The sequence below is a fragment of the Bradyrhizobium sp. CCBAU 51627 genome (genome assembly GCF_028128765.1).
Taxonomy (GTDB): domain Bacteria; phylum Pseudomonadota; class Alphaproteobacteria; order Rhizobiales; family Xanthobacteraceae; genus Bradyrhizobium.
In genome coordinates this window covers 19188-40228 of the sequence record NZ_LBJG01000090.1, presented here as the reverse complement: position 1 = coordinate 40228, position 21041 = coordinate 19188, and the positions used below count along the sequence as shown (strand labels likewise).

Genomic DNA, 21041 nt, shown 5'->3' with positions numbered 1-21041 from the left:
ATGCTCGAGGTCAAGGACATCAACCTGTTCTACGGCGCGGCGCAGGCGCTGCGCGGCGTCTCGATCGCGGCCGAGCCGGGCAAGGTGACGTGCGTGCTCGGGCGCAATGGCGTCGGAAAGACGTCGCTGCTCCGCGCCATGGTCGGGCAATATCCGATTTCCTCGGGCGCGATCGTGTTCGACGGCAGCGATATCACCGGCCTCAAGCCCTATGAGCGGGCGCGCAAGGGCATCGGCTTCGTGCCGCAGGGCCGCGAGATCTTTCCGCTCCTGACGGTCGAGGAAAACCTCAAGACCGGCTTCGGCCCGCTCAAGCGCCAGGACAAGAACATCCCGGACGACGTGTTCTCGCTCTTCCCAGTGCTGCAATCCATGCTCGGCCGGCGTGGCGGTGATCTCTCCGGGGGGCAGCAGCAGCAACTTGCGATCGGACGCGCGCTGGTGATGCGGCCAAAATTGCTGCTGCTCGACGAGCCGACCGAGGGCATCCAGCCCTCGATCATCAAGGACATCGGCCGGGCCATCTCTTATTTGCGCAATCTCGGCAATATCGCCATCGTGCTGGTCGAACAATATCTCGACTTTGCCTGCGAACTCGGCGACAGTTTCGCGGTGATGGATCGCGGCGCGGTGAAGTTCACCTGCGAGCGCTCCAATCTCGATCCAAGCGAGATCAGCCGCCAGATGGCGCTGTAAGCCCGGACATTGTAGCTTATGAAATCCTGCCGCGGCCGGCTGGGGGAGACGGATGCGCAGCGACACGTTGGTGACCTCTTTGGCAACATCGTCGGTGTTCGATGCCAATCGTGCCCGCGGCGCGGTGCGCTTCGACGTGCGCGTCCGCGACGGCATGACGCGGCGCGGCGGTCTGCATGAATCCGGCTCGCTTCGCGTGCGCTTTCCCTCGCCGGAAGACGACGGCCTGTCCGGCGTGTTCGTCAACACGGCCGGCGGCGTTGCCGGCGGCGATCACTTCGAGATCGAGATATCGGCCACAGATAGCTCGCGCCTGACGTTGACAACGGCCGCCGCGGAAAAGGTCTATCGTGCGCCGGGCCCCGCGGCGCAGCTCAACATTTCCTTGAAGGTCGGCGCCGGCGCGCATCTCGGCTGGCTGCCGCAGGAGACGATCCTGTTCGACCGGGCGCGTGTCCATCGCCGCTTTGACATCGAGCTCGACCAGACTGCCTCGCTCCTGCTTTGCGAAATCGTCGTGTTCGGTCGCACTGCCATGGGCGAGCGGATGGAGCAGGGCGAGTTCGTCGACCGCTGGCGGCTCTCGCGTGGCGGCAGGCTGGTCTTCGCCGAGACCATCAGGCTCGAGGGCAATATCGGCGTGAAGCTGGCCCGATCCGCTGTCGCCAAGGCAGGTGCTGCGATCGGCACGGCCCTGATCGTGCCCGGCGACGAGGCGCTGGTCGAGCGCATCCGCGAGGCATCGGAATCGTTTGCCGGCGAGGTCGGGATATCCGCCTGGAATGGCTTTGCAATGGCGCGGTTCTGTGCCCAAGATGCGGCGCGCTTGCGTGCCGACATGATGGCCGTGTTGGCACGCACCGGTGCGGCTTTGCCGCGGCTCTGGCTGAATTGAAGTGTTGAACCGAAGAGACTTCGCATGAACCTGTCTCCCCGCGAAAAGGACAAGCTTCTGATCTCGATGGCGGCGATCGTGGCGCGCCGCAGGCTTGACCGCGGCGTCAAGCTCAACCATCCCGAGGCAATCGCAATCATCTCCGACTTCATCCTCGAGGGCGCGCGTGACGGCCGCACCGTCGCCGAGTTGATGCAATCCGGCGCGCAGGTGCTCACCCGCGACCAGGTGATGCCTGGTATTCCCGAGATGATTCACGACATCCAGGTCGAAGCGACATTTCCTGACGGCACCAAGCTCGTCACTGTGCACGAACCGATCAGGTAACACGCGACGTCATGCCGGGGGCGCCCGAAGGGCGAACCCGGAATCCAGAGATTGTTGATCGAGATTCCGGACTCTCGCTTCGCGAGTCCCGGAATGACGGAGGAAGACAGACATGATCCCCGGCGAACTCTTCATCCAGGATGGCGAGATCGAGCTCAATGCCGGCCGCAAGACCGTGACGCTGACGGTCGCCAATACCGGCGACCGGCCGATCCAGGTCGGCTCGCACTATCATTTCTTCGAAACCAACCCGGCGCTGAAATTCGATCGCAAGAAAGCCCGCGGCATGCGCCTCGACATCGCCGCCGGTACTGCAGTCCGCTTTGAGCCCGGTCAGACCCGGGAAGTCCAGCTGGTCGCCATGGCCGGGAAGAAGACCATCTACGGCTTCCGCGGCGAGGTGATGGGGAAGCTGTGAGCGGCACAGGAACGAGCAGGGCGCGGTACCGTTGAGGCGAAAACGGAGGATTTTGCCATGCTGTCACCCGTCCGCGTGGTTTCCGAAGCCGCAGAACTCGCCGCGCGCCGCCACAATGGCAAGGCGCGCAAGGGGCGCGGCAAGGAGCCTTACATCAATCATCTCGCAGAGGTCGCCAACCTGCTTGCGATTGCGACGGATGGCGCCGACGCCGAACTCGTTGCGGCTGGCTGGCTGCATGATTCGATCGAGGATACCGAAACCGAACCTGAGGAGTTGGCGCAGAAGTTCTCCGAACGCGTCGCAACTCTTGTCCTCGAATGTACCGACGACATGAACCTATCGAAAGCCGAGCGACGGCGCAGGCAGGTGATCGATGCGCCGAACAAATCCGCCGGCGCCAAGCTGATCAAGATTGCCGACAAGGTCAGCAACATCGGGGCGCGGATCCATCCCGATCCGACCGCTGAAGAGCGCGACGATCTCCTCGACTACGTCGATTGGGCCGAGCAGGTCGTCGCCGGCTGCCGCGGCGGCAATCAATGGCTCGATACGACGTTCGACGACATGATATTGAGAGCGAGAACCTCGCTGTGAGTGCCGATCCGATATTCAAACCCAAACGGGGCCTGCGATGTCCGTGAAGATGAAACGTTCCGTGTATGCCGACATGTTCGGCCCCACCACCGGCGACAAGGTGCGGCTGGCCGATACCGATCTCATCATCGAGGTCGAGAAGGATTTCACCACCTATGGCGAGGAGGTGAAGTTCGGCGGCGGCAAGGTGATCCGCGACGGCATGGGTCAGTCGCAGGTCACCAACAAGCAGGGCGCGGCCGACACCGTCATCACCAACGCGCTGATCGTCGACCACTGGGGCATCGTGAAAGCCGACGTCGCCATCAAGGACGGCATGATCTCGGCGATCGGCAAGGCCGGCAATCCCGACATCCAGCCGGGCGTCACCATCGTTATCGGCCCGGGCACCGACGTGATCGCGGGGGAGGGCAAGATCCTCACTGCCGGCGGCTTCGATAGCCACATCCATTTCATCTGCCCGCAACAGATCGAGCACGCATTGATGTCTGGCGTCACCTCGATGCTTGGCGGCGGCACCGGTCCTTCGCACGGGACGTTCGCCACCACCTGCACGCCCGGCCCCTGGCACATCGCGCGGATGATCCAGTCGTTCGATGCCTTCCCGGTCAATCTCGGCATTTCCGGCAAGGGCAACGCCTCGCGCCCCGCCGCGCTGGTCGAGATGATCAAGGCCGGTGCCTGTGCGTTGAAGCTGCATGAGGACTGGGGCACCACGCCGGCGGCGATCGACAACTGCCTGGCGGTCGCCGACGATTACGACGTTCAGGTCATGCTGCATTCCGATACGCTGAACGAATCCGGCTTCGTCGAGGACACGATCAAGGCGTTCAAGGGCCGCACCATCCACGCCTTCCACACCGAGGGCGCCGGCGGCGGCCATGCCCCTGATATCATCAAGGTCGCCGGCCTGAAAAACGTGCTGCCGTCCTCGACCAATCCGACTCGGCCCTTCACCCGCAACACCATCGACGAGCACCTGGACATGCTGATGGTGTGCCACCACCTCGATCCCTCAATTGCGGAAGACCTGGCATTCGCCGAGAGCCGCATCCGCAAGGAAACCATCGCGGCCGAGGACATTCTGCACGATCTTGGCGCGCTCTCTATGATGTCCTCGGACTCACAGGCCATGGGCCGCCTCGGCGAGGTCATCATCCGCACCTGGCAGACCGCCGACAAGATGAAGAAGCAGCGCGGGGCGCTGCCGCAGGACAAGGGCAAGGACAACGACAATTTCCGCGTGAAGCGTTACATCGCCAAGTACACGATCAATCCGGCGATCGCGCATGGCGTGTCGAAGCTGATCGGCTCGGTGGAGAAGGGCAAGCTCGCCGATCTCGTGCTGTGGTCGCCGGCCTTCTTCGGCGTCAAGCCGGACTGTGTCGTCAAGGGCGGAACCATCGTCGCAGCGCCGATGGGCGATCCCAACGCCTCGATCCCGACGCCGCAGCCGGTGCATTACCAGCCGATGTTCGGCGCCTTTGGTCGGGCGCGAACGGCATCTTCCGTGGTGTTCACCTCGAAGGCCGCGGTCACCGGCGGTCTCGCGCGAAAGCTCGGCATCGAGAAGAAGCTCTATGCGGTCCAGAACACCCGCAGCAAGATCTCGAAGAAGAGCATGATCCATAACGATGCCACGCCCGATATCGAGGTCGATCCGGAAACCTATGAGGTGCGCGCCGACGGCGAGTTGCTGACTTGTCCGCCCGCCGAGGTCCTGCCGATGGCACAGCGATATTTCATGTACTGAAATAGCGCCTTGACGCATGTCCCCGGCGGGTATCCGGGGACGGCTTTTCCGGTTTTGCGTTCGATGCCGGCTGGTCTAATGTCCCGCCCGATATCGAACCCTTCAGAAGAAGAGCCGGGAGGATTTCTCGTGATTTACGTCGTTGCCACCTTGACTATCAAGCCCGAAACCCGCGCCGAATTCATTGCCGCCGCCGTCGCCTGCATCAAGGAGACGCGGAAGGAGCCCGGCAATATCGCTTATGATCTGCACGAGAGCGTCACCGATCCCACCAAGATGGTATTCGTCGAGCAGTGGGAGAATGCCGAGGCGCTGGTGCCGCATCGCGCCCAGGAGCACATGAAGACGTTCGGCCGCGTCGCGGTGAAGTGCTTTACCGCTCCGCCGAAGATCGAGATCATCACGCCCGAAAAGGTCGAGACGAGGTAACAGCACATGATCCGGGCGACGCAGGTCAGGGGACAGCACCGTTTCACGGAAACGCCGGCGGACACCGTCGTGCTCGACTTCGATGATCGGCACCGCCGCCGCATGGCGATGACGGGAACGCGGGGCCTCGAGTTCCTGCTAGACCTCGAGAACGCGGTCGCGTTGCGCGGTGGAGACGCGCTCGTGCTGGAAGACGGAAGGCTGGTCGAGGTGGTCGCGGCGCCCGAGCCGCTGCTGGAGATCCGCGGCCGCGACCCGCATCATCTGATCCGCGTGGCCTGGCACCTCGGCAACCGCCATCTGCCGACGCAGCTCATGGCCAAAGCCTTGCGCATTCGCCGCGACCACGTCATCGAGGCGATGGTGAAGGGGCTTGGCGCGCGCGTGGTCGAGATCGAGGCGCCGTTCGATCCCGAGGGTGGCGCTTACGCTGATGCTGGCCATACGCAGGCGCACGACGATCATGCGCATCATGGTCACCACGATCATGGCCATCATCACCATGATCATGATCACCATCACGACGAGCATTGCGATCATCCCGATCATCATCATCACGGCCACACGCATGCTCATGACCACAAATGAGCCTGTCGGCGCGGACGACCTCGCTGAACGCGAGGCGGCGGCGCTGTACCGGCTGATGACATGGCTGTCGCCGGCGTTTCCCGTCGGCGGCTTCTCCTATTCCAGCGGCATCGAATGGGCGGTCGAAGCCGGAGATATCACTGATGTCGCGTCGCTTGCCGACTGGCTCGATGCCATGCTCGGTGACGGCTCGGGCTTTTGCGACGCGACGTTCCTGGTCCACGCTTACGGGGCCGCAAGGGCCGGCGAGCATGCTTCCTTGAACGATGTCGCGGAGCTCGCCGCCGCCTTCGTGCCGTCGCGCGAGCGGCAATTGGAGACGACCTCGCAGGGCCGCGCGTTCATCGACATCGCGCGCGCGGCATGGGATGCCGAGGGCCTGGATGCCATTGTCGCGGCATGCCGCACGCCATTGGTCTATCCCGTTGCCGTCGGCATCGTCGCCGCGCTGCACAGCGTGCCGCTGGCGCCGACACTGCACGCCTTCCTGCACGCGCTGGTCTCGAACTGGATCTCGGCAGCGAGCCGACTGATTCCGCTCGGCCAGACCGACAGCCAGCGCGTGCTGGTGAAACTGGAAGCTGCTGTCGCCGCGGCCGCCAATCGGGCGCTGAATGCGACGCTGGACGATCTCGGCAGCGCGACCTTCCGCGCCGATCTCGCCAGCCTGCGGCATGAGACGCAATATACGCGACTGTTCAGGTCATGAGCGAGCGGCACCCTGCCGCAACAATGGAATTCGGTGGTAATGGGTCCTGGCTTTCGCCAGGACGACGATAGGAAGAATTTCGATGGCAACTTCTCACGGCCCCTTGCGTGTCGGCGTCGGCGGCCCGGTCGGATCGGGCAAGACCGCCTTGATGGACCTGCTCTGCAAGACCATGCGCGAGCGTTACGACATCGCCGCGATCACCAACGACATCTACACCAAATGGGATGCCGAGTTCCTTGTGCGATCGGGATCGCTGACCCCGGACCGTATCGCCGGTGTCGAAACCGGCGGCTGTCCGCACACCGCGATCCGCGAGGATGCTTCGATGAATCTGGCCGCGGTTGCGGACATGCGTGCGAAATTCCCCGAGCTCGACCTCGTGCTGATCGAATCCGGCGGTGACAATCTCGCTGCCACGTTTTCCCCGGAGCTCGCCGACCTCACGATTTATGTCATCGACGTGGCCGCCGGCGACAAGATCCCGTCCAAGGGCGGTCCCGGGATCACCCGTTCAGATCTCCTGGTCATCAACAAGATTGATCTCGCGCCCCATGTCGGAGCCTCCCTCGAGAAGATGAACACCGATGCCAGGCGCATGCGTGGTGAGCGACCCTTCGTCATGACCAACCTGAAGAAGAGCGAAGGGCTCGACCGCATCGTCAGCTTCATCGAGACCAAGGGCGGATTGAAACGGGCGGGCTGACGGGCCGCGGCGACATGGCGCAGGTATTTCCCGTCGTTAACCTCTGAGGCAAAACGGGCCCGACGGAACAAACTTCGGGCACGGCGATTGTCTACCTTCGGTGCCCGGAGCAAAGCCGTGGCTGGACGATCGGGGGCGGATTAAGCTTTTTGGGCGACCCAAGTTGCGTATAGATGCCTCCTCCGTCATTATCCCTGTCCCTGGGCTCCACCCTGTTTCGGCACATGGCCGTTCGAGCGGCGTTGATATGTTCCGTGTTTATTGCCGACCTCCCGCTTTCGGCTGAGTAGTCCCGTGGTCCGGCTGGGTTTCATCATCGGCTTCATCGCTCTGCTCGGAGCCTTGCTCTCCGGGCTCGCCGCCTATCGCGTTCACGACCAGGAGCTGGCGTTGGACCGGATCGCGCTGGCGCGCGCGATCGATGTTCATGCGAGCCTGGTCCAGGACAGGTCAACCGAGCGCGAGTTGCTGGCGCGTGTCGCCTCAGGCCTGTTCCGCGCGCCTTCGGTGCTGAAGCCCAACATGCTGGAGCCGCTGCGCTCGGCGATCTACGCCTTCAAGACCGATTTCGTGGTGGCCGGCTGGGTCGCACGGCTGCAGCCGAGCGAACTCGCCGCGGCACAGACCGCGCTCGCGGCCGCGGGCTTTCCGAAGCCGCAAATACGCGACTACGGCGACAAGCCGATCAACCCGGCAAGCCTGACCCAGCCGATCGACGTGCTGATGGACCTCGAGCCACGCAGCGACGAGACCAAGGCGTTGCCCGGCCGCAGCTACGATGATGATCCCGTTCGCAATGCGATGCTGACGCGCGCCAGGGTCGAGAAACGCTCGATCGCCTCCGACCCCGTGCCGCTCCTGCGCGGCAACGGGCCAATCGGCCTCATCGTGGCGGCCCCCGTCATTCCCGAGGGCGCGACCGAGCCGGCCGGCTTCGTCACGTTCTCCTACGAGCTGGCCTCGCTGATGCTGACCAATGACGATTTGTCGTTGTTCTCGGTCGCGCTGAAGGACCCGCGCAAGGAAGGCAGCGAGCTCGTTGCCAACGATCAGGGCGTCGTCTCCACCCGCATGACGTCGTCGGACGGGCCGGCGCCGTCGGCAACCCGCACTATCAGCTTCGGCGGCCGGGACTGGCAGCTCGGCTACTATGCCAAGAGCAATTCGGCACGACGCGCCGAGCAGACCGCGATCATAGTGGCGGCGATCGGCTTCGCGATCACTGCGATGGTATGCGGCCTGTTCGGCTACGTCGCCTACAACAACTTGAGGCTCAGCCGCGAGATCCAGGTACGGATCGGTTTCGAGCGGCGGCTGACGGCGGTCATTGACGAGCTCAACCACCGCGTCAAGAACATCCTCGCGGTGATCCAGTCGATCGTGACGCGCACGCTGCGCCACGGCTCGGATATCGACGTCGCGCGTGAGCTCCTGATCGGCCGCATCCACGCCATGTCCAACGTGGTTTCGCTGCTCAGCGAGAGCCAATGGCAGGGCGTCAAGCTGAAGGGCCTATTCGAGGCGCGCGCCATTCCGCACGCCGATCGCATCGCCGTCAGCGGCCCGGACATTGCCGTCAGCGCGCGCGCCGCCCAGAGCCTGTCGCTGCTGTTCTTCGAGCTCGCCTCGCATTCGGACGAAGGCCTGTCGCTGGTCGGCAAGCACCCGCACATCACCGCGAACTGGACGGTCACGGGCGAAGCAAATGACGAGGTCTTCCAGTTCCGCTGGGAGGAGTTCAACACCAGCGAGGCGACGCGCCGGCCGGATTCAGATTTCGGCCTCATCCTGCTCGACCGGGTCGCGCCGGAAGCACTTGGCGGCACCGCCAAGCGTTACTTCACCGACGTGTCCTATGTCTACGAGCTGACGGCGCCGATGGAGACGGTCGTCGACATGACCGAGCGCGACCGTACCGACAAGATATCGGCGCCGGTGCGGCCTGCGAAATAGATCTCGTGCCGCAGCTTCAGTTCTCGGTGGGCCGCGCCGCCATTGCGGTCATTTCGAGTTTGACGCCCGGACCGAGATCGGCCACGCCGACGGCGGCACGCGCTGGCAAGTGAGCTTCGGCGAAATGCGCCTTCCAGGCCGCATTCAACGCGGCCTTCTCGCTCAGGTCGGTCATGAAGATGGTCACCTGCAAGACGTTGGACATGTCGGATCCGAGGGTCTCCAGCAGACGCGACATCTGGCCAAGCACATCGTTGGCCTGGCCGGACATATCGAGGCTCGTATCCTCGGGGACGATTCCACCGACATAGAGCACACCTGCATGCTCGACCACTTCATGGAGCAAGCCTTCGTACGGCAAGATGCGTTTGATCATGACGAGGTGGTACTCCTGTCGAAAGAGGGGGAGATTTTGTCGCATCCAGCGCCGGTCTAGCCCTTCGGGCGTAGCACCAGGTCGACCAGATTGCGCGCGTAGGCCGGCGTAATCGGCGCGATGCCGAAGACGTAGCGGTAGAACAGGCTGCCATAGATGGCGTCGTACAGATCTTCCGCCGGTCCTTCGGCGAGGATGCTGCCATCCTTCTGACCGGCGGCGATCATCTCCACCAGCGCGTCGCGGCGGAATTGCAGGTAGCGGGCATAGAACAGCTCCGCCGAGCCGGTCTTCGAGATGCATTCGGAGACGACGGCAAGCTGCACCTTGCCGAACTCGCCCTGCAGGGCTTCGGCATAGGCCGCGGCATGGCGGCGCGCGCGCGCTGCGGGCGTGCCCGCGCTCACGGGGGGCAGCGGCAGCATTTGGGCCGCGTGATGGAGAAAGGCGTCGATCAGCAGCGCCTCTCGCGACGGCCACCATTTGTAGATGGTCATTTTGGAGACGTTAGAATGGCGCGCGATCGCATCGATCGTGGTGACGGCAAGGCCGGTCGTGGCCATCAGCGTGTAGGCGCTTTCGAGAATGGCGTTGCTGGTCTCGATCGAACGGGGCCGGCCGCGCCGGGCGGCGCCCTCGGCCGTATCGCTCGTGCCTTTCGCCATGACCAAGCCGGTCTCTCCTTGTGCAGGGGCCGCCATTCCCGCGGGGCCGCCGCGTCCCGCATTAGCGTAGCTGCGGGCTCCGGCCTAGCGAAATCGCGCGATGGTCCCGGCTAGGCCCGCTGACGCAGCGCCGCCGGCTCGTCCTGCCGCTTCGACCAGGAGATATAATAGGCCACCGCCGTCATCGCCGCGAAACCGACGAGGCTCACGCCGATCTGCATCACGACCAGATTAGCGCCGGTGATCAGGATGAGATGACCGGCGAAGGACAGGAATACGGCGACGCAGAACACGGCGAGCCACTCCTCGCCGCATTTGATGACCATCCGGAGCGGCTTCAATTGCAGTCCCGGATGGTCGGCTGGGATGAGATGGGTTGCGATGAAGGCGAGCGCGAGGAAATGGAGCACGCGATAGGGCGCGAGATTTTCCTTGTCGGTCGGCGTGATGCCGTTGAGCACGACGTCGGGCAGATAGGTGGACAGCACCGGCGAATGGCGCATCAAGGTGATGGCCATCGCCGACAGCAGATAGGCAACCGCGAGTGCGCGCAGCCAGGACAGGTTGTGCAAGCCGCGGCCGGAGGCACCGGTGACCGCGAACCAGCCGCCCAGCACCATCAGCATCTGCCAGCAGAACGGACTGAACGTCCATTCCTGGTCGGGATAGGCGTGAAAATTCCAGCCGAACCAGCGCGCCGCGAGATACAGCGCGACCGACCCGGCCAGCGTCAGGTTCGGGTGTCGCAACAGGCCCCACAAGGCGAACGGGAAGAACGCCATCAGCGGAATCATCAGCTGCAGGAGGTCGAGATTGAGCGGCTCCTCCTGGAGCACCAATCCCTGGACCAGGATGCGCAGTGGGTGCTCGAGAATTCCCGAGATGTTGTATTCGCCGATGATTTCAGGCGCCATCGATTGCGAGGCGACATAGGCGATGGCGTCGATATAGATCACGAACAGGACGACATAGGCGGCATAGAGCCGCCAGACGCGGCGGAAGATGCGGGTCGCGGCGACAACATAGCCGCGTTCGAGGGCCATCCTGCCGTAGATCATGGCAACCCCATAGCCCACCACGAACACGAACAGGTCGGCCGCGCCGCTGAAGCCGAAATTGCGCAGCGTCAGCAGATTGACGACATTGTTCGGGATATGGTCGACGAAGACCGACCAGTTGGCGATGCCGAGCGTCAAATAGAGCCTGGCGTCGTGTTGAAATGCGGCAAGGTTCGCCTTGACGGACGGTTTCATCGTGAAAAATGACTTCTGGAATCAGGGGGCGATGCTTTTAGCGGCAACCGCCTGCCTCTCCGAGTAGCGATTGCGTGAGGCAGCACGGATTTACCACGCCCGACGAAATATTGCACACAGGCCGGCCGTCGAACGCCAGCTGATCTGGCCGGCGGCGCAACTTTCCAGGTGAAGTTTCGCTTTTATTCTGAAGTTTCGCTTTTATTCGGCTGGCTCGGCCGAAGCCTCATCGGTCGCACCGACGCGGCTTGCCATGAGTCCGAGCGCGACGCCGCCGATCGCCAGGATCGGCAGCAGCCGCTTGAGGCCAACAGCGCGGGCGATCTGCAAACCGGTGGCAAGCAGCATGGGATCGGCGAGCATGCTGGGGACTGCCTTCGCAGCGCGCTCGGCGGCGATATGCGCTTGCCGACGTAACTCTCGCTTGTAGGCCCAATAGCTCACTGCCGCGGTCAGGGTCAGCAGAAAGAAAACGCCGGCTCCTGCGAGACAGGCTTGCACCGGGCCATATTTTTGCAGAACCGAGATGAAGACGGCCGCACAGAGAAAGCACGTGGTGATGAAGAGCGCGAACGCTGCGCCCGCCGCCAGCGAGGTCAGCCGCACAGTCGCGCCTGTCGATGCACTGATACCGTCGATGATGCGCTGAAACACGATCTTGCTCCTCAGATCCCCACAAGCCAATTCGTCGCCGGCCGGTGCCGTCGTGCCCCCAAAACCCTTCGCGAACTCTAGCGGCGCCAGGCGACCCCGATCAGGAAGCCGATGCCGAGCGCGATACCAACGGTCGCAAGCGGCCGCTGCGTGATCGCGTCTTCCAGCGTCTCCTCGATCGAGCCGTAGGCATCATGTGCCGCATCCATCATCGCGCTGCTGCGCTCCGAAAAGTCGTCGAGCGTCGAATCCATGTTGTCGCGCGCCTGCTTGTAACCACGCCGGGCCTGTTTGCTCGTGGCGTTGGCGAACGTATTGAGCGCGTCAGTGATCTGGTCGGTGAGGGCGGCGATATCGCTTTTCACGGCTGCTACATCCTTCTCGAGACGTTCTGCGGTGGCCTTGTCAGTCCAGCCTCTCATCCTGGCTTCGGTATCGGTCGTAGACATCAGGGGCTCCGGGCTGTTTGGCGGGTGAGATGGGCGGAGAACGTTTCGTCGGGACGGAAGTTCCGTCGTGGAAACCAGTCATTCCTGGGGAAGCTGCGGCGAATTCTCCGGCAACAAATGCTCCTTCAGGATCAATCCGACGATCAGCAGCGGAGACGACAGGAATGCGCCCATCGGCCCCCACAGCCAGGTCCAGAAGGCCAGCGCGATGAAAACGGCGAGCGCATTCAGCGCCAGCCGGCGGCCAATGATGGTGGGCGTGACGAAGTGACCTTCCAGAAAGGTGATGCCGCCGAAGGCGATCGCCGCGGCCAAGCCACCGCCGATGGTCGGGAAGGTCAAGACGCCGACGAGGGCCAATATGAAGAACATCGCGACCGGCCCGATGATCGGGATGAAGTTCAGCGTTGCGGCGAGGGCGCCGAGGCCGGCGGGATTGGGCATGCCCGTGATTGCACAAACGATACCGGCCGAAATGCCCACGCCGATATTGATGACGGTCACCGTCAAGAGATAGTTGCCGAGATGGACCTCGATCTCATTCAGGATTCGCAGCGTACGCAGCCGGGCATCGCGGTCGGCGAAGGTCATGATCAGCGCGCGCCGCAGATCGCGCCAACTCGCGATGAACAGGATCAAAGTCGCGAAGAACAGCAGGAACTCGGCAAATGTCGGCGACAGGAATTCCAGCGTCGGCTGCACCCATTCGATCTTGGGGAGCTGAAAGTTTGGCAGTCCGTCCGAGCCGCCGATCATGCTTTGAAGCTCCCGCCATAGCGCCAGCGGACGGTCGAAGACGTGCATCTTGTCCTTGAGCTGCACGGCAAGCTGCGGCAGGCGCGAGCTCCAATCCATCACCGGCGAAGCAATGAGTGCGAAGATGAACGCAACGATCGCGGTCACCGCGACGACGATGAGAACGGCCCCGACGGCCCGCGGCACTCGACGCTTTTCCAGAAAGGTTGCGGCCGGCGACAGCATGGTGCCGGCGACGATGGCCATCACGACCGGCAGGAAGAACGGCTTGGCGACATAGAGCACCGCGACGACGGCGATCAGGAGCAGGCCGGCAAGGGCAAAGGCCACGAACTCGGTGCGCCGGATCACCGGCGGTAATTCGACATGGCTGTCAGGAAGCGGGGTACCCTCGTCCGGGCCGGAAATCAGTCGTTCACTGGGAAGGACGCGCACAATATCTCTCCCCGCGCGGAAATCTCCGTGCGCCCGTTGATGACAGGGAAACGCGCGAGCGGGCGCCGCGGTTCCATCTCGGCTTCGTGAAGTGACGGTCGCTTGACTGTGACACAGCGGTCGCAGCCGTCGCCGGAACTCGAGTCGTCACTGCGGCGTTGTGACGACAGCAGCATCACCCAGATGCACACATCCAAACGGGGCAGCACATGACAACGTTCTCCGTAATCCGTCGCAGCTTCTCGCCGCGCGTCGCGACCGCTTGTGCATTCGCGACAGCTTTGCTGGCCATGCCGTTCACGGCTCAGGCGCAAACGCTGAGCTTTGCGCCAATGCAGCCGCAGACGTATCAGCAGGACCCGTCCTACGCGCACGGCTATACCAGCGAAGCGCCGCAGGGCGCCGACGAGGATGCGGCGCTGCCGGATCGTCTCCGCCGGCAGATCGTGAGCTTCGACCGCAACGAGCCGGCCGGCACCATCGTCATCGATACCGCCAACACTTATCTCTACTACGTGCTCGGTAACGGACGCGCCATACGCTATGGCGTCGGCGTCGGCCGCGAGGGATTTACCTGGTCGGGCGTGCAGAGCATCAGCCGCAAGGCGGAATGGCCGGACTGGCATCCGCCGGCAGAGATGATCGCGCGCCAGCCCTATCTGCCGCGCTTCGTGGCCGGAGGGCCCGGAAATCCCTTGGGTGCGCGTGCGATGTATCTCGGCTCCAGCGAATACCGCATCCACGGCACCAACGACCCCTCCACCATCGGCAAGTTCGTCTCCTCCGGCTGCATTCGCCTCACCAATGAGGACGTGACCGACCTGTTCAACCGCGTCAGCGTCGGCACCAAGGTCGTGGTGCTGCCGAAGAACGCGCCCCTGATGGCGCGCGGCGGCGATGGTGTGCGCAAGCGACCGGCGGCAACGACGCTGCCGTCGGGACGTCAGGCGTTGAATGTCCCGGCGTCGTCGGTGGACTGACGAGTTGAGTGAGGTCACATGATGAGACGTTCGATCAACAGGCGGGCTTGCGGAACGGCGGCGTTCCTCGCGATCGCTTCCATTGGCCTCGCGCTGACTCCGTCAGCGCGAGCGGAAGATTTCTTCTCGGCGCTGTTCGGTGGCTTCCACATGCGGCCGCCGCCGGAGATCAGGGTGCCGTTCCCGAACGACGACACGCCGCGTTACGATGCGCCGCGCCAACGCGCGTCGTATGGTGGCGGCACGGCCTATTGCGTGCGCGGCTGCGACGGTCGCTACTTCCCGGCGCAGGGCAATGACGCCGAGAGCAAGGCGCAATCCTGCAAGAGTTTTTGTCCGGCGTCGGAGACGTCGCTGGTCTATGGCAGCAATATCGACGAAGCCATCACGGACAAGGGAAAATCCTATTCCGACCTGCCCAACGCCTTCCGCTACCGCAACGAGATCGTCGCAGGCTGTACCTGCAACGGGAAGGATCCGGTCGGGCTCGCGCAGATCAAGATCGACGACGATCCGACCTTGCGCAAGGGCGACATCGTTGCAGGAAGCGACGGCCTCGTCGTCGCCAATCGCAACGCCAACGATCGCCACGGCGTCGCGATGAACTTCTCGCCATTGCCAGAGTCCATGCGCGCCAGATTCCGCCACATGCCGGTGGTGGCGAAGGAGTAGGGAGGCACAGGACGCCAACGCCGCGGCCGATCTTGCCGAGGAAATCGCCAACCTCGTGGCCGAGCTGGTTGCTCCGATCCTCGGGCAGGTCGGACGCGCTCTTCGCATTGCCGCGGCTGCTGCATTCCCGAAGTCGACAATTCCATTATGAGTTACAAGAGGTTGCATGGACGGAACCGCTGCGCAGGACAGGCGTTAGGACCCCGTAAGCAATTTGCCTGAAGGGGGCCCTGATGCTGGTCGGCGTACTCGTCACCTTTCTCGTCATTATCCTCGTGCTCTATCTCATCAACATGCTGCCGATGGACGGTCGTGCCAAGCAGATCGCGCGTGTCATCGTCATCATCATCGGCATCGTTTCGCTGCTGAAATATCTCGCGGTGTTCTAGCGGGCCCTTCCGACTCTCCAACAAAAGAAGCCCCGGCTTGCGCCGGGGCTTTTGATGTTCAGAGCAAGTTGCCTTCTTAACCGAGAGCCTTGGCCTCGCGGCGACGCGCGGTGAGGATGTACTCGGTATAGCCGTTCGGCTGCTCGCGACCCTTGAAGATGAGGTCGCAGGCCGCCTTGAAGGCGACGCCGTCGAAAGCGGGCGCCATCGGCTTGTAGATGGCATCGCCCGCGTTCTGCTTGTCCACGACGACGGCCATGCGCTTGAGCGATTCCATCACCTGCGCCTCGGTGATCACGCCCTGGTGCAGCCAGTTGGCGAGATGCTGGCTGGAGATGCGCAAGGTCGCGCGATCTTCCATCAGGCCGACATCGTGGATGTCAGGCACCTTGGAGCAGCCGACGCCCTGGTCGATCCAGCGCACGACGTAACCCAGGATGCCCTGGCAGTTGTTGTCGATCTCCTGCTTGACGTCATCAGGGGCCCAGTTCGACTTCGACACCGGAATGGTGAGAATGTCCGAGAGCTTGGCGCGCGGACCGCCCTTGGTCAGCTCCTGCTGGCGCGCGATGACGTTGACCTGGTGGTAGTGCAGCGCGTGCAGCGTCGCGGCGGTCGGCGAGGGCACCCAGGCGGTGGTGGCGCCGGCCTGCGGATGGGCAAGCTTCTGCGCCAGCATGTCCGCCATCTTGTCCGGCGCGGCCCACATGCCCTTGCCGATCTGGGCATGGCCGGGCAGACCGTCGATCAGGCCCATGTCGACGTTCCAGTCCTCATAGGCCTTGATCCAGGCCTGTGCCTTCATCTCGTTCTTGCGGATCATGGGACCCGCTTCCATCGAGGTGTGGATCTCGTCGCCGGTGCGATCGAGGAAGCCGGTGTTGATGAACATGATGCGCTTGGAGGCGCGCTGGATGCAGGCCTTGAGGTTGACGGTGGTGCGCCGCTCCTCGTCCATGATGCCGACCTTGAGCGTGTTCTCCGGCAACCCCAGCATCTTCTCGACGCGGTCGAAGATCTCGCAGGTGAACGACACTTCGTCCGGGCCGTGCATCTTTGGCTTGACGATATAGGCAGAGCCGGTGCGGCTGTTCTTGACCTTGGAATTGCCCTTGAGGTCGTGAATGGCGAGCAGGCCGGAGACGGCGGCATCTAACAGGCCCTCGGGCACCTCTTCGCCCTTCTCATCCAGCACCGCGTCGGTGAACATGTGGTGACCGCAGTTGCGCATGAGGAGCAGGCTGCGGCCGTGCAGCTTCACCTCGCCCTTGCCGTCAGGCGTCTTGTAGCTGCGGTCGGCGTTGAGCGAACGCGTCAGCGTCTTACCGCCCTTCTCGAAGTCGGCCGACAGGGTGCCGTTCATCAGGCCGAGGGTGTTGCGGTAGACCAGCACCTTGTCTTCGGCATCGACGGCGGCGACCGAGTCTTCCATGTCGAGGATGGTCGAGACCGCGGCTTCCATGATCATGTCGGCGACGCCGGCCGGATCGTCCTTGCCGATCGTGCTGCTACGATCGATCTTCACCTCGACATGCAGGCCGTTGTTGACGAGCAGCACCGCGCTCGGTGCAGCCGCGTCGCCCTGGAAGCCGGCGAATTGCGCGGCGTTCTTCAGCGCCGTGGCATTGCCGCTCTTCAGCTTCACCGCGAGCTGGCCCGCAACGACGCTGTAGGCGGTGACATCGGTATGGCTGCCGGTCGCGAGCGGTGCGGCGGTATCGAGGAACGCCTTGGCCTTGGCGATCACCTTGTCGCCGCGCGCCTTGTTGTAACCCTTGCCGCTCTCCGTGGGATCATGGGGAATGGCGTCGGTGCCGTAGAAGGCGTCATAGAGCGAACCCCAGCGCGCATTCGCCGCGTTCAGCGCATAGCGAGCGTTGGTGAGCGGCACGACCAGCTGCGGGCCGCAGATCTTGCCGATTTCCTCGTCGACATTGGCGGTTTCGACCTTCTGCGTCGCCGGCTCGGGGACGAGATAGCCGATCTCCTTCAGGAAGGCGGTATAGGCGTCGAGATCGAAGACCTTGCCCTTATTGGCGCGGTGCCAGTCGTCGATCTTGGCCTGCAGCTGATCACGGAAGGCGAGCAGCGCCCGGTTCTTCGGCTCCAGCTCCTTGATGATGGCGGCAACCCCGGCCCAGAACGCATCCGGCGCGATCCCCGTTTTGGGGGCGGCTTCCTTGGCGATGAAATCGAAAAGGACAGGGGCGATCTTCAATCCGTGGGCGTCGACGCGTTTCATGATGGGCTTTCTTGTTGGAAATGGCTGTTTTTGGCTGCTTTTGACCCGCCGGCAGCAAAATGCGCCCACGCGGGGCGGCTTTCGGGACCTATTAGCCCCAAAATCGGGGCGGTGAGAAGACCCCCAGGAGGTTGTCAAAATGTCAAGCAGAGGGAGTGGCCCAGCACACCGCTGTCATTCCCCGCGAAAGCGGGGAATCCAGTACGCCGCGGCTTTTCCGTATCCCAACGCTGTCTCTGGAATACTGGGTCGCCCGGTCAAGCCGGGCGGCGACAGCGGGGGCCAGGGTAGCCTCAAATATTCGCGGCGAGGTCCACGACTTCGTCGAACAGCACGCCTGACGACTTCAGCATCTGCTCGATCTCGTCGGCTGCTTCCGCAACCGTCCGCGTCGACGTGTCGATCACGAGCTCTGCCGCCTCAGGCCTCTCGTAGTCATTGCCGATGCCGGTGAACGACGCCAGCGCGCCGGCGCGGGCCTTCTTGTAATGGCCCTTGGGATCGCGCTCCTCGCAGACCTCGGCCGGCGTCGCGACGTGGATCTCGCGGAATGCGGTGTCGGCGATGCGGCGTGCGACGGCGCGGTCCTCGCGCGCGGGGGAGACTGCCGCGACGATCGCGATATGGCCGTTGCGGGCGAGATGGGTCGCCACCTCGGCGAGGCGGCGGATGTTCTCGCTACGATCGGCGGCGGAGAAGCCGAGATCGCTGTTGAGCCCGGCGCGCAGCGTGTCGCCATCGAGCAGGATCGGCGAGCCGCCATTGGTGAACAGACGCCGCTCCAGCGCCTTCGCCAGCGTCGACTTGCCGGAGGCCGGCAGGCCGGTGAGCCAGACCACGGCGCCGTTGTGGCGATAGCGCGCGGAGCGCTCGTCGGCGCGCAGCGCCGATTCCACCGGCACGATGTCGACGGGTACGGCGCGCTGGCCGGCATCGACCGACAACACCAGGCCGCCGCCGGCGATGCGCCCGGAGACCTCGATCACGAGGCGGCCGGTGCGCGGATTCTCGGTGTAGGGATCGGTGGCAATCGGGTTCGATAGCGAGATGTCGATCTCGCCGACATGGTTGCGGCCGATCGCCTTGTTCTCGCTGCTCGAGAGCTCGCCTGGATCGACCGCTTTTTCGATTGCGACGACGGTGGCGCGGCTTTCCTTCGGCCCGCAGCGGACCAGCAACTGGTCGCCCTTGGCGAGCGGCTTGTCGTGCAGCCAGAAGATGCGCGCGCGCAGGCGGCGTGTCTCGCGCGGAGCAGCGCTGGCATGGGCGATGATGTCGCCGCGCTCGATGAACAATTCGCGGTCGAGCGTGATGCCGACCGAACGGCCGGCACCCTGCCGCCCTGCGACGGGCGTCACCGGCCAGCTCTCGACCGTCTTGATCCTGGCGATCTTGCCAGCCGGCATGATCACGATCTCGTCGCCGGCAACCAGGCTGCCGGACTCGATGCGGCCGGCGACGATGCGGCGGTCGTCGAACTTGTAGATCGCCTGCACCGGCAGGCGCAGCGCCAGCGCTTCCAGCGGCCGCGCTGGCTCGAGCCGATCGAGCGCCTCGACCACGGTCGGGCCCTTGTACCAGCCGATGCGGTCGGTGCGCTCCGCAACGCCGTCGCCGTCGCGCGCGGAAATCGGGATCACGGCCGTCGGCGTCACTCCGAGGCCATTGAGATGCGCCGAGATCTCGTCGCTGATCTCCTTGAAGCGGTCAGCCGAGAAATCGACGCGGTCCATCTTGTTGACGACGACCGCGACCTGCTTCACGCCGAGCAGATGCAGCAGATAGCCGTGCCGCCTTGTCTGGTCGCGCACGCCTTCGAGCGCATCGATGATCAGCACCGCGCCGTCGGCCTGCGCGGCGCCGGTGATCATGTTGCGCAGGAATTCGGCGTGGCCGGGCGCGTCGATCAGCACGATATCGCGCGAATTGGTGCGGAAGCGGATCTGCGTGGTGTCGATGGTGATGCCCTGGTCGCGCTCGGTCTGCAGCGCGTCGAGCAGGAACGACCATTCGAACGGCATGCCGCGCCGCGCGCTGACGGCCTTCAGCATTTCGAGCTTGCCCTCGGGCAGGCTGCCGGTCTCGTGCAGGAGGCGGCCGACCAGCGTCGACTTGCCATGGTCGACATGGCCGACGATGACGATGCGAACCTGCGGACGCGTGGTGCCGTTCGGCGTGGCGGGCGAGGTGGGGGTGACGAGCATGTTCATGACCGCGTGCGTCCTTGGGATCAGAGATAGCCGGCGACGCGGAGCCGCTCGAAAGCGTCTTCGGTCTCGTGGTCGAGCGCACGGCCGGCGCGCTCCGGCACCTTGGTCTGCTCCAGCTCGATCAGGATCTCGTCGATGGTCGATGCCTTCGAGTTCACGGGATTGGTGATGTCCTGATCACCCAGCGAGCGGTACCGCTTGCCGTTCTTGGCGAGATACAGCGGAATGATCGGGATATTCTCGCGCTTGGTGTAGGCCCAGATATCGGCCTCGGTCCAATGCAGGATCGGATGGATGCGCAAATGCGCGCCTTGCGGCGGCGAGGCGTTGAAATGATCCCAGAACTCCGGCGGCTGGTCGCGGACGTCCCAATTGCCTTCGAGACCACGCGGCGAGAACACGCGCTCCTTGGCGCGGGTGGCTTCCTCGTCGCGGCGGATGCCGGCGATCAGGCCGTCGAAGCCGTATTTGGCGAGCGCCGTCTTGAGGCCTTCGGTCTTGCGTGCAGCGGAGCGGGCGGCCGGCGGCAGCGTCGGATCGACAGCATCGATGGGCGGGCACGGCTCGACGCGCAGGTCGAGGTCCCACTCCTTCCCGTAATGATCGCGGAAGCGATACATCTCGGCAAATTTCTTGCCGGTGTCGACATGGAGGGCCGGGAACGGCATGCGGCCGAAGAACGCTTTCCGCGCCAGCCAGATCATGACGTTCGAGTCCTTGCCGAGCGACCACAAGAGGGCGATCTTCTTCAGGCGGGCAAAGGCCTCGCGAAAGATGTAGATGCTCTGCGCCTCGAGCTGGTCGAGATGGTCCATGCTGGGCGCAACGTCAGCAGGAAATTCTTGCGAGCCCGAGCGTCCGATGGGGGCCGGGCTGCTCACTGCGACAA

The 21041-nt window shown here is 63.9% G+C and carries 23 protein-coding genes; 14 read left to right on the top strand and 9 right to left on the bottom strand.

The window, feature by feature from the left end:
* From urtE to XH88_RS34520, 11 genes are all read left to right on the top strand, one after another.
* Positions 1-696, top strand: a complete 696-nt coding sequence (gene urtE / locus XH88_RS34570) for an urea ABC transporter ATP-binding subunit UrtE (protein ID WP_271672670.1) — start codon at positions 1-3, stop codon at positions 694-696.
* A 52-nt stretch (positions 697-748) separates the two neighbouring features.
* Entirely contained in the window at positions 749-1591 is an 843-nt protein-coding gene (locus XH88_RS34565; RefSeq protein ID WP_271672669.1) for an urease accessory protein UreD, read from the top strand.
* Between the two features lie 24 nt (positions 1592-1615).
* Positions 1616-1918: an urease subunit gamma gene (locus XH88_RS34560; protein ID WP_007605424.1), complete on the top strand. Its 303-nt coding sequence runs from the start codon at positions 1616-1618 to the stop codon at positions 1916-1918.
* A gap of 112 nt (positions 1919-2030) precedes the next feature.
* The gene (locus tag XH88_RS34555) at positions 2031-2336 is read left to right on the top strand and encodes an urease subunit beta (RefSeq protein WP_128964082.1); all 306 of its coding nucleotides are present in this window, start codon (positions 2031-2033) and stop codon (positions 2334-2336) included.
* Positions 2337-2393: 57 nt separating this feature from the next.
* Entirely contained in the window at positions 2394-2933 is a 540-nt protein-coding gene (locus tag XH88_RS34550) for an HD domain-containing protein (RefSeq protein ID WP_271672668.1), read from the top strand.
* Between the two features lie 37 nt (positions 2934-2970).
* The gene (gene ureC / locus XH88_RS34545) at positions 2971-4686 is read left to right on the top strand and encodes an urease subunit alpha (RefSeq protein ID WP_271672667.1); all 1716 of its coding nucleotides are present in this window, start codon (positions 2971-2973) and stop codon (positions 4684-4686) included.
* A 129-nt stretch (positions 4687-4815) separates the two neighbouring features.
* The gene (locus tag XH88_RS34540; protein WP_271672666.1) at positions 4816-5115 is read left to right on the top strand and encodes a putative quinol monooxygenase; all 300 of its coding nucleotides are present in this window, start codon (positions 4816-4818) and stop codon (positions 5113-5115) included.
* 6 nt (positions 5116-5121) lie between these two features.
* Positions 5122-5703: an urease accessory protein UreE gene (locus XH88_RS34535; RefSeq protein WP_271672665.1), complete on the top strand. Its 582-nt coding sequence runs from the start codon at positions 5122-5124 to the stop codon at positions 5701-5703.
* A complete protein-coding gene (locus XH88_RS34530; RefSeq protein WP_271672840.1) occupies positions 5684-6412 on the top strand; it encodes an urease accessory protein UreF in 729 nt (242 codons plus the stop codon). Before XH88_RS34535 ends, XH88_RS34530 begins: the two co-directional genes overlap by 20 nt.
* 82 nt (positions 6413-6494) lie before the next feature.
* Positions 6495-7118 carry an urease accessory protein UreG gene (gene ureG, locus XH88_RS34525; RefSeq protein WP_271672664.1) on the top strand — a complete coding sequence of 208 codons (624 nt, stop codon included), beginning with the start codon at positions 6495-6497 and terminating at the stop codon, positions 7116-7118.
* Between the two features lie 294 nt (positions 7119-7412).
* Positions 7413-9071 carry a CHASE domain-containing protein gene (locus XH88_RS34520; protein WP_271672663.1) on the top strand — a complete coding sequence of 553 codons (1659 nt, stop codon included), beginning with the start codon at positions 7413-7415 and terminating at the stop codon, positions 9069-9071.
* A 16-nt stretch (positions 9072-9087) separates the two neighbouring features.
* Here the strand turns inward: XH88_RS34520 and XH88_RS34515 are convergent, their stop codons facing one another.
* The 6 genes from XH88_RS34515 to XH88_RS34490 all read right to left on the bottom strand — a co-directional run bounded on the left by XH88_RS34515 (position 9088) and on the right by XH88_RS34490 (position 13659).
* Positions 9088-9447: a RidA family protein gene (locus XH88_RS34515; RefSeq protein ID WP_271672662.1), complete on the bottom strand. Its 360-nt coding sequence runs from the start codon at positions 9445-9447 to the stop codon at positions 9088-9090.
* A gap of 56 nt (positions 9448-9503) precedes the next feature.
* The gene (locus tag XH88_RS34510) at positions 9504-10112 is read right to left on the bottom strand and encodes a TetR/AcrR family transcriptional regulator (RefSeq protein WP_271672661.1); all 609 of its coding nucleotides are present in this window, start codon (positions 10110-10112) and stop codon (positions 9504-9506) included.
* Positions 10113-10222: 110 nt separating this feature from the next.
* Positions 10223-11365: an OpgC domain-containing protein gene (locus XH88_RS34505; protein WP_271672660.1), complete on the bottom strand. Its 1143-nt coding sequence runs from the start codon at positions 11363-11365 to the stop codon at positions 10223-10225.
* A 201-nt stretch (positions 11366-11566) separates the two neighbouring features.
* Complete coding sequence (locus tag XH88_RS34500) at positions 11567-12019, bottom strand: hypothetical protein (protein WP_271672659.1); 453 nt, start codon at positions 12017-12019, stop codon at positions 11567-11569.
* 77 nt (positions 12020-12096) lie between these two features.
* Positions 12097-12468 (bottom strand): DUF883 family protein, encoded by a 372-nt coding sequence (locus tag XH88_RS34495; protein ID WP_271672658.1) that lies wholly within the window; start codon positions 12466-12468, stop codon positions 12097-12099.
* A gap of 78 nt (positions 12469-12546) precedes the next feature.
* Complete coding sequence (locus tag XH88_RS34490) at positions 12547-13659, bottom strand: AI-2E family transporter (protein WP_271672657.1); 1113 nt, start codon at positions 13657-13659, stop codon at positions 12547-12549.
* Between the two features lie 209 nt (positions 13660-13868).
* Here XH88_RS34490 and XH88_RS34485 point away from each other — a divergent pair, with 209 nt between their 5' ends.
* The 3 genes from XH88_RS34485 (at position 13869) to XH88_RS34475 (ending at position 15700) form a co-directional block, all read left to right on the top strand.
* Entirely contained in the window at positions 13869-14639 is a 771-nt protein-coding gene (locus XH88_RS34485) for a L,D-transpeptidase (RefSeq protein ID WP_271672656.1), read from the top strand.
* An 18-nt stretch (positions 14640-14657) separates the two neighbouring features.
* Positions 14658-15311 (top strand): DUF2865 domain-containing protein, encoded by a 654-nt coding sequence (locus XH88_RS34480; RefSeq protein WP_271672655.1) that lies wholly within the window; start codon positions 14658-14660, stop codon positions 15309-15311.
* Positions 15312-15544: 233 nt separating this feature from the next.
* Positions 15545-15700, top strand: a complete 156-nt coding sequence (locus XH88_RS34475; protein ID WP_063694217.1) for a Thivi_2564 family membrane protein — start codon at positions 15545-15547, stop codon at positions 15698-15700.
* 76 nt (positions 15701-15776) lie between these two features.
* Here XH88_RS34475 and XH88_RS34470 read toward each other — a convergent pair whose 3' ends face one another.
* From XH88_RS34470 to cysD, 3 genes are all read right to left on the bottom strand, one after another.
* Complete coding sequence (locus XH88_RS34470) at positions 15777-17942, bottom strand: malate synthase G (RefSeq protein ID WP_271672654.1); 2166 nt, start codon at positions 17940-17942, stop codon at positions 15777-15779.
* 293 nt (positions 17943-18235) lie between these two features.
* The gene (gene cysC / locus XH88_RS34465) at positions 18236-20152 is read right to left on the bottom strand and encodes an adenylyl-sulfate kinase (RefSeq protein ID WP_271672653.1); all 1917 of its coding nucleotides are present in this window, start codon (positions 20150-20152) and stop codon (positions 18236-18238) included.
* Positions 20153-20172: 20 nt separating this feature from the next.
* Positions 20173-20967: a sulfate adenylyltransferase subunit CysD gene (gene cysD / locus XH88_RS34460; protein WP_271672652.1), complete on the bottom strand. Its 795-nt coding sequence runs from the start codon at positions 20965-20967 to the stop codon at positions 20173-20175.
* Between the last annotated feature and the right edge of the window lie 74 nt (positions 20968-21041).